This window comes from Streptosporangium sp. NPDC050284, assembly GCF_044459525.1.
Classification (GTDB): Bacteria; Actinomycetota; Actinomycetes; order Streptosporangiales; family Streptosporangiaceae; genus Streptosporangium.
Genome location: NZ_JBITIZ010000045.1, coordinates 1 through 9,770, shown reverse-complemented (window position 1 = coordinate 9,770; position 9,770 = coordinate 1). Strand labels below are relative to the sequence as shown.

2 protein-coding genes and 1 pseudogene are annotated in these 9,770 nt (G+C 67.0%); 1 reads left to right on the top strand and 2 read right to left on the bottom strand.

Annotated features, from left to right (window positions below):
- Positions 1-177: 177 nt before the first annotated feature.
- Positions 178-836, bottom strand: a pseudogene (locus ACIBH4_RS39475) (IS5 family transposase); the annotation flags it as partial.
- Between the two features lie 650 nt (positions 837-1,486).
- Here ACIBH4_RS39475 and ACIBH4_RS39470 point away from each other — a divergent pair.
- On the top strand, positions 1,487-1,900 hold the full coding sequence (locus ACIBH4_RS39470; RefSeq protein ID WP_362522030.1) for a hypothetical protein: 414 nt from the start codon (positions 1,487-1,489) through the stop codon (positions 1,898-1,900).
- 382 nt (positions 1,901-2,282) lie between these two features.
- On the opposite strand, the gene ACIBH4_RS39465 is transcribed toward ACIBH4_RS39470, so the two are convergent.
- Positions 2,283-8,957, bottom strand: coding sequence for a LamG domain-containing protein (locus ACIBH4_RS39465; RefSeq protein WP_362522027.1), 6,675 nt, complete (start codon positions 8,955-8,957; stop codon positions 2,283-2,285).
- Positions 8,958-9,770: the final 813 nt, after the last annotated feature.

The following is a 9,770-nucleotide window of genomic DNA, read 5'->3' as shown; positions in this document are numbered from 1 at the left end:
CCTGACCATCTTGCCCCCTCATGGCGCCCTGGTCAGCGAAGGTCATCGTCACTGCTTGATCGTCCTGTCTCGCCCTGCTTCACATCAAAAGGACTTCATATGTCCGTGTCTCGCAGGAGTCTGACAGAGAGGGTCTTGGTGGCCACCGCGGGTGGTGGCTAGGTCCTGTTTTGTGGATCACCTGAGCCAGAGCAGTAGACAGGCGATGGTCACGGCTGATCGGTAGTGGGCGGCGAGCTTGTCGTAGCGGGTCGCGATGCCTTTGAAGTGCTTGAGCCGGTTGAAGCAGCGTTCGACGACGTTGCGTCGTTTGTAGCGGACCGGGTCGAAGGTGTGGCGGCGGTGTCCGCGGCGGGCTCGTCCGGCTAGCTGGTCGGCGCGTTCGGGGATGGTGGCGCCGAGCTTGCGTCGGCGGAGGTAGGTGCGGATGGCGCGGGAGCTGTAGCCCTTGTCGGCGATCACGTGCTCGGGGCGGGTGCGTGGTCGGCCCGCACCGGCGCGGGGGACGCGGATGGTTTCCATCACGGTGGTGAACTGGGTGCAGTCGTTGATGTTGCCGCCGGTGAGTGTGAATGTCAGGGGCAGGCCGCGTCCGTCGACGGCCAGGTGGATCTTGGTGGTCAGTCCGCCGCGCGAGCGCCCGAGCGCCTGTCGGCCCTGATCGGTCTGAGCTGATTGCTGCCTGACTGTGCCTTGGTGGCTCCCCCTTTACGGGCGCCGGTGGCGTGCTGGTGGGCGCGCACGATGGTGGAGTCCACGCAGATGGCCGACCAGTCGACCTGGCCGATCGCATCGTCGTGGACCTGGACGTGCTCCAGCAGCCGGGTGAAGGTGCCGACCAGCTCCTCACCCCCGAGCCTGAGCCGATCGCCGCGGTGCGGGCCCGCGAACTGGCCGCCGTCGAAGCCGAGGCCGCCCGGGCGGTGGTCGCCCGCGTGGCGCTGAACGAGGTCACCCGCCCCGATCGCCCGCACGGCCTGCTCAGCGACAAGGCCCTGCACGCCCGCATCAAGGCGACCGCCGCCCACGCGACGACCCTGGCCCAGCAGGTCGAGGCGCAACAACGCCGCGAGCGCGAGCAGGCTGAGCAAGTCGCCGCCATCCGCGCCCAGGTGAAGACCGAGCTGGTCGACGAGCGCGACCGCCCCCCACGCCCTGGACCAAGCCCGCACCGCCGGCGACCGGCGCCACGACGCCCAGTGGATCTACCAGCGCGCCCAGCAGCGCGTTGCCCGGCTGCGGGCGGCGCTGGCCGAGAAGAACAGCGGGCTGCGCGCCCTGCTGCCCAGCAGCCAGCGTACCCGGCTCCAAGAGCGACTGCAGGAGGCCTCCCAGACGATGACCAAAGCGCCCGCCGGGCCGAGGCCGCCGCCCGCAGCCGGGCAACGCGCTGCACGCCGCCCGCCAAGCCTCCCCCTCGTGTACGAGCGCGGCCGACCTGCAGACGCGCCACCGCCTCCTAACCGGCTCGACGTCCTTCGCCAAGGTGCTGGAGACGACGCTCGCTGAGCGCGTGGAGCAGGTGATGCCGGGCCTGGCCGACCGCAAGCGCGTCGCGGCCGCCCGGCTCAGCTTCCACACCATCGCCGACTCCCCCGCCGGCCAGCACGAGCGCACCACCCGCCTGCTGACCTCCCTGGTCGCCGAGCGCGACCACCGCGACCACCGCGACCACCTCGACCAGGAGATGCGGCGCGACCAAGACCGCGCCCGCCGCGACCCGGCCGCAGCCAAGCGGGTCCGCACCCGAAACGAACAGGCCCGCGAACGCACCGAAGCGCAACAGCGCCAGGCCGCAGCCCGAGCCGCCGAGCGGACCTACTCCCGTCGCCCGCCCACCGCCAGGGGCCCCGGCCCGGGTGTAGGATCCGCGTTCCAATGTCACATGGCGAGTCCGTGAGCTGGGCGCTCCTCTGAGTCCGCGCTCCGTGTCACCTTCATCGTTCCGGGTTACGTGTCATTTCCCTGAGCGGAGTGCTGTTCTCCTGTAGTGCCGCCTTCAGTTCCTCTTCAGATGCTTTCAGTACCTCTCGCAACTAATCACGTTCGGCTTCGACCTCCCATAGTTGGGCTGTTCCCGCCTTGAGCCGGTCGCGTTCCGCGCGCAGGGTTCTGAGCTCGGCCGTGGCCAGTTCTAGTGCCTGTACGAGATTGAGATCAGCGGAATTCGCCTGCGCGGTGGTCTGTGATCCTGGTAGGTGTGTCGGGCCGTTCCTGCGGCGTCGGGTAAGGTCGCCCGGCGCCGCAGGTGGCTCGGCGGGTGGCTCGTCAGTGGTGCTGGATCATGTCACGGTGAACATGAGGACGCCTGTCAGGGCGGTGTAACCGTCGTTGTGGAGGTACCAGGCCGCGTAGGTCCCCGGGCCGGGTAGAGCGGTGGTGGGAATGGCGACGGTGCCCTCAGCGTTGGGGGCGTACTTGTAGGCGAGGGACTCACCGTTGCCGGGCTTCCTGTCGACCGGATACAGGCCGATCCAGTTCTTGGCGCTGACGGTGTCGGCCGGGGTGGAGTACTGAACGGTGAGGTCTGTCCCCTTGGCGATGGACTTGGTGGTGGCGGTGAGGGTGCTTTGGGGCTTCGGTGCGGCGGGGGCGATGGCGAGGGTGTCGGGGGGAAGGTTGTAGTAGGCCGCCAGGCGGCCCACGATGGTCTCAGCGTAGGGGACCAAGCGGGCGAAATGGGTGGCCAGCGCGGTTTTGGCTGCTCCGCTCAACGCGTTGAAGTCGCCGGTAGCGCCGGTCAGGTGGGGCTGCAGGCGACCAATGAGCTCATAATCGCTGCGGATGCCGAGGGCGCCCATGGCCTGGGCCAGGGAGGGGGTGGTGGTGGCGGTGTCCTGGACGCGGCTGACGAAGGTGACCCGGTGCATGATGCGCCAGCAGGGGGGTTTGCGATCGGATTGCTGGGCGCGCTTGAGGGCCAGCGCGTTGGGGTCCTTGCCGCGATCCAGCCATTCGGGGTCGATGACCTTGCCGTAGAAGTCTTCGAAGTTGTCTGTGCTGGTGTCGAGGTAGAGACTCATGAAGCGGTAGGCGTCGACGCGGCCGGGCACCAGGATCGGTTTGTTGTCGGCGTCGAACAGGGGGGCGTCGCCGTTGTGTTTCTGCAGTCGGTTGCCGGGGGAGCAACTGACGTCCAGGCTGAAGGTGCGGGTGGAGTCTTTGGACTTGCTGCGGGTGACGCTGTAGCCGGTGGTCGTGGTGGACTCGAAACCGAACTTGGCGCCGACGTTACCGATCGCGAAGCCTCCGACCTCGCTCCAGCCGACGGCGGCGGTGAAGGTGAAGGAGCCGGTCGTGGTCTCGGTGACCTGGTCTGTGGTGCCGGTGGTCTCGGCGAAGAACCCGCCGGCGGCGGTCCACACGTAGGTGTTGACGATGTTGCGGCGTGAGGCGGCCCGGGTGGCCTCACGTCCGGCCTCGACGTTGCCGCCTTGGGTGACTTCGGCGCCGGTGCCGCCCATCATTCCGTTCAGCACCTTGGCCGCCTGGCCATGGGTGGGGTCGGGGGCATGGGTCTCGGTGGACACCGATTCGTAAAAGCCCTGCAGTTGCTGCTGCTCGCGCTGGATCCGCTTTTTGATCCGGTAGGCCTCCACCGGCCGGAAGTAGCTGAACTCGCCGCGCACGCCGTCGGCGGCCGCGTTGGGGAAGTCGGGGTCGGCGAAGGGTTTCAGCGCCTTGCTCGTCCCCTGCTCGCGGTAGCCGACGACGCCGTCCAAGGTGCCCTGCTTGGTGTAGCGGGGGTTGATCGGGAAGGGGATCAGGTTCCAGTCGCGGGGGATGTCGGGCGAGGGGAGCATCCGGTAGGCGACCAGGGCGCCGCTGTGGACCAGGCGCAGCGCGAACAGGTCGGCGGTCTCGGACTGCACCACGGCGAACCCGGTGTTGGCCGGTACCCAGCGCCGCCCGGCGGTGGGGTTGACCTGCTTGGCCGGGTCGGGATCCTCCCAGCCGCCGGTGACCTCGACCTTGCTGGTGCGGGTGGTGTTGGTGCCTTGGGAGACCTTGGTCTCGTTGCTCCAGGTGTTGGCGTACTTGAGTTCGACGTTGAGCCCGAGATCCAACGTGGCTTCGGCCATTGGTTGTGCGGTACCGGCGCCCAGGGGGGCGGCGACGGTCCAGATGCTCTGGGCGGTGGCTATCTCGAATTTCAGCTTCGCGGACGTGTCGATGCTGTTGTTCTTGGCCGATGACAGGGCGTTGACGACGGTGTCGGCCTGGACGAAGGCGACCGAGGAGGCACCCTTGTAGTCGTCGGCGGTGCCGGCGATGAGGTTTTCCGACGGGATCGGCGGGGCGCCTTCGATGTAGCCGATCAGTTGCGGGTCGAACTGGGCCTGGCCCACCCAGGTCGTGGTCAGCTCACCGACCTTGTAGCCGGTGATCAGTGCCCAGGACTTGTCGGCCTGCAGGTAGGTATAAGCCCGTTTCAGTACCCCGATGAGCGAATCGTCGACCAGGCGCTGAATGTCACCGTATTCGGTGGCGGCCGGGGTGGTGGCGATCGTGGTGTGGAAGGCGGTGCGGATGCCGGTCAGCGCGGAGCGGATCTGGGCGGTGTCGGTGGAGATCGGCGCGGTGGACAGCACGATCTTGGGAGCCGGACTCGACTGGGTCAGGTGATGGCCGCTGAGGCCGGCGTCCTTCACCGACGCCCCGGCCACGGTGTCGTCGGTGTCGAAGGGATAGTAGGCCAGCAGGTCCTGACGGTCGCCGCGGACGCGGCCGAACATGTTGTCCAGGATCTGTTCTTGGGTGCGGGCGGTGCGCCAGGCCCGGATCTCGTCCAGGTCGCCGGTGAACCCATCAGCCACCACCGAGCGCGGAGAGAGGGGCCGCACCACGCTCGACGTCGTCGAGGTCGTCTTCGTCGAGGGGACGGGGCTGCCGTTGCGGTAGAAGGTGAACCGGTTTCCGTCGGGGTCGGGGGTGCGGACGCGGCTCACCGCGTGCAGCGTGGCCGGATAGGTGCCGCACAGGTCCTCGGTCTGCGATCCCTTGCTCTCGGGGAAGGTCCACCACGCGGCCAGGCCGGCGGCCTTGGCGGTGATCGGCGCACCGATCTGGGTATTGTTCCTGGCGATGTTCCAGATCCGCACCTCCGACAGTGCGCCCTTCAGGCCGGAGGCCGTCTTGCCCTCCATCATCCGGCCCAGTTCGGCCGGCGCGTCGTTGCCCACGGGCTTGGTGCCGCCGTACCACTGCGAGTCGCCGACCTTCTTGCCGTCGATGAAGAAGCAGATCTCCACCTCGGTCGTCGTACCCGTTGGGTTCTTGCGGGTGACGGCGACCTTGTAGAAGGCGCCCGCCGTCAGGGCCGTCGTCGACTTGTAGACCTTCGCCGCCGCCGAGCCGGAGCCGGGCTCGAAGGTGAAGGCGAGGCGACCGTCGGTGTCGACATACAGGCAGTAGGGGACCGCGGTGTGGTTGCCGGCGCCGAACGCGCCCTTGCCGACCAGTCCCTGCTTGGCGCCGATGGAGTCGAGTTTGACGAACGCCTCGATGGTCAGGTCGTCCACGAGGTCCAGACCGCCCGCGCCGCCGGCGTTCAGATGACCGGTGCCATCCATCTGGATCGCCCAGTCCTGCTCGAACGACACCGCCAGATGCGCCCATTCAGCCAGAGGGAACACCTCGGTGCTGCGGAAGAGCTGCTTGTTGATGTTGGCGTTGACGTGGTAGCCGGACTCGCCGTTGGTCCGGGTGCCGTACTCCACACCCAGCGCGTACCAGGTGTCGCCGACATCGGTGTGCAAGATGGTGTCCAGGCCGTCGACGAACGTCGGCTTGGCCCAAGCCTCAAGCGTCAGGTTCCCGGACGCGGTCAGGGCGGAGATGTTCGCCGTACTGGCCAGTTGCAGGTGGTGCTTTTGGGCGTTGTCGAAGGAGAACGCCCGTCCCGGCGCATCCCCGTGCCAGCGCGGCCCCAGCGGTTCGCTGAGATTCGACGCGGTTCCTGCGGGCACCGACGCGGTGAGGGACCCGGCGTAGGCGCTGACCAGCAGCGAGCCGTGAGCCAGCGACATGCCGGCCACGTTGCACGAGGCCAGCGTGTAGTCATAGGCCGCGATGCGGACCCTGGCGCCCGTGCCGGCGGTGGAGGGGGCGGTGGACAGAGTGATCTGCGCCGACCCCAGCTGCCCGGTTGCGACGGTGCAGTTGTCCTCCCCCACCAGGATGGCCGAGCCTGCCACCAGGGTGGTTGTCAGCGGTTCGGTCAGTGTCACGGTCTTGTCCTGGATCGACAAAACCGTCCCCAGGGTCGATCCTCGTGCCGAGCCGTTCAGCACTGCGGCCAGCAGGTCGGCCCGATCAGGGACCGAGGGGAACGTCTCGACCGTCGCCCCCCGGCTCACCTCCACCTTGCACGTGCCGACCCCGGTCCCGGTTCCGGTCGCGGTCACCTTCACGTCGAAGTCGGCCAGCTTCATCGCCACATCGCGGCCGGACAGGCGCAACGTGCCGCCCGTCACGGCGATCTGCTTGACGGCCGGGGAGATGGTGGTGGCGTAGTAGACGGCGAAGAACTGGCCATCGCCGCCGCGGAAGTACAGCGCCACCTCACCGGTGGAGACATCCAGCAGCGCGGGGGCGTGCGTTGTCCAGGCGACCGACAACAAGGCGCCCAGCACGCTCAAGCCCGAGCGGTCGATGCACACCTTGGGCATCGTCAAGACCGCCTCGGCCGCGCCGAGCAGCCCCCCGCTCAGCGTGGCTTGGGTGTTGAGCGCCGTCTCCAAGGCCGCCTTGTCCGCCCCGAGCCGTGCTCTGGCCTCGATCTGTTTCACGTACTCGGGCGCCAGGATGTTCACCTCGGCAGTTACTCTTGCCTTCACTTCCCGCCCCCATTTACCGGCAGGACCTGCGACATAGCTTTGGGAGTTCAGGCTGTACCAGCCGCCGTGGAGCTCTTCGTTAAGCTGCGCGAACCTCGCCTCGTAGGCCGGGATACGCGCTACCAGCGCCTGGTCGTTGTAGAGCTGGCCGCGGGCCGCGGTGACGGCCTCCTGGGCGGCTCGCAGCTTGTCGGTGTCCTTGGTGGGATCAGCCGTGCCGATCCAGGTCAGATCGATCACCGCCGGTGCTGTAGCGAGCTTCCCTTCCGTCGACAGGGCGAAGTCCAGGGTCGCCACATAGGAGCGGCCAGTCGGCTCACCCGTCGGCGGCGGCCCGGAGGTGGCGAAGGCCAGCAAGACTCGCGCTTGGCCCTTCTCCGGCGTCGGCGTGTGGTCATACCCCGTCATCGCCGGGCGTTGCTGGTAGTACAAGGTCGCGGTCAGGCCGCAGACCACCTTGCGCCCGGTGATCGAGAACGACTGGTGGCTCACCCCGGGGCCGTCGAACAACGGAGCGTCCGAATCGGTCCATACCGGGCCGGTGGCAAACGCGCCCTCGAACGTGTTGACACTGCGGTCACGCACCGTGGTGCCGGTGCCCTCGTCGAAGGGCAGGTAGGCATACAGCCCGGTCTCGGTGCCGGCCGGCCGTTGCCCGCGCGCCGAGAAGTCGCCGCGGACAATCGTCCAGATCCGCACCTCGTCGATATGGCCGTGGAAGGGATCAGCCGGCGCCGGGCCGGAAACGACCCGTTTGCCGACCAGGAGCTGGGAGGTGACCTCGACAGTCGTGGTCGTGGCCAGGGTGCCCGCGGCCACACCGTTCACGAACAGCTGCATCTGTGATCCGTCGAAGACCGCCGCCACGTGGGAGTAGGCGTCCATCGTCACCGCCGAGGTGGAGGTGAGGGTCTGTGAGCCGTGGCCGAACAGCAGCTTGCCGTCGGCCTTCAGGCTCAAATAGGCCGGGGTGGCCGTGCCGGTGGTGTCGGTGCGTCCCACGATGAGGCCGGTGGTGGTGGCGGTGGCGGGCTTGATCCAGGCCTCCATCGTGTAGGGCCCGGCGGTCACCGCCGTGGTGGTCTTGCCCACGATGACCGGGGCGCTGGCGGTGTTGTCGAACCGCAGCGCGGTGCCTCCCCGATTCTGCGGCGGGCGCACCGGCACCAGCAGTTTCCCGGTGTGGGAATCGATGCCCGGAGACCGCTCCAGCACCGAGCCGGCGAACTTGGCGTCGGGACTGGTGTAGAGCTGGGTGCCGGCGACGTTGAACAACCCCTCGGGGCTTTGCTCCAGGTTGTAGCTGTGCAGCAGACCGGCGTCGTCGGCGGTGAAGACCTGCCAGCGCGAGAACCCCGAGATCGCGGTCGGCAGTGACAACACCGAGAACATCCCGCCGCTGAGCTTGCCCGCGAACGACAGCTTCAGGGTCGGCTCGTAAAACAGCCGCCCTTCCATGTCGCGGGTGCCGAGGGTGTCTCCGCCGGAGGCGGGGGCGACCCGGCTGCGGCTGCGCTGGTAGCGCGCCTCCACAACCGGTTTGAGTTCGGCGCCGACCAGCACGAATCGGTCACACAGCAACGCGGAGTCCGCGGCGGCGACCTTGGCCCCGCCGACCAGGGTGTAGTCCTTACGTGTTGCATCCCCCGACCACGAGCCTGCGCTCGTCTTGTACACCGACCCCGCATCGCCCGAGGCGACCGACTGGCGAAACACCAGGATGTGCCGGCCGTCTGAGAGCACCTGGATGGGAAAGGTAGAAGTCAGCCGAGCCGTCGTCGACAGAAACGGATCGTCTTCTCCCGGCAGCAGCTTCTCCGAGAACGACGCCTCCACCGAGCCGCGCTTCTTCACCGTCGGCATGACCGCCGTCAGCGGCGCCTCCGTGCCCACCTCGACGATCTCAGTGGGGAAGGGCAGCAGCCCCGGGTCGCTGTTCCAGTAGGCCGCATCCAGCGCTCCCCGCGCCCGATCGGCCTGATCCAGACTCAGCACGCTGTAGTAGACATGCCGGTCGGCCCCCACCGCGAAGGCGACCACCATGCCGTCGTGGCGGACCATCGTCGTGGAGGTGTACTGACGGTCCTTGTAGACCTTCACCAGGTTTTTGTCATGCACGAAGCGAACTCCTGACCATTGACGCCTGAAAAGCACGTGAAGACATCCGCGCACCACAAAACAAAACGTGATGCGACCGGATTGAATGCGTGCGCTAAATACGTACGCGAAAGAATGAGATGTGCGCGTCTACTAAGGGGCCGCGCAACAACGGCTCGAATATCACCCGTCGGCGCCGTGAGCCGACGTGTGCGACCCATGCCCGACGGCACTGCAGAGCTTTCACCCCGTCACCTGGGCAGGCAGACGCCGCCCTCCAGCTTGACTCCCTGTCTGTAGGACCGAGGCGCGTCTTAAGCGACAGCGGTGCACATCCACCGATACCGCCTGCCCAACACGAACCATCACTAAGACATCACATCGCGTGGCAAATAACAACAGACAGTTTCGGTATGGTGCGCCGCTTTTCAGCGTGGCTGCGATTTCCGCATCATTGACTTGAAATCCTTGCTATCTCGACTGTCGCCAGAAATGTGGCCTGACCTTTTCCTGCATGAAGAGCGGCCGATATAATGCGGCAGGGACATCTATTTTATGTAAGTTTTCTGATGGTTTCACGGTGCCTCGGTCAGTCTGTAATAAGGGATCACCTATCGGCCGTAATCTGCGCCTGGCCGATACCCGTTCCGCCAACGGGCACTGCGCCCGTGCTCGGAGCAACCGTCGAGGCCACCGTGGGCCGGCATCGGTGGACGCCCTAGAGCGCGACGACGATCCATTACTGAGGTTGAAGCCCGGGAGTTAGATCATCGAGGGTGATTTATGACCTTTGAGTGACCCTGCATCCGATATGCCGGAATTATGAGGTATCCG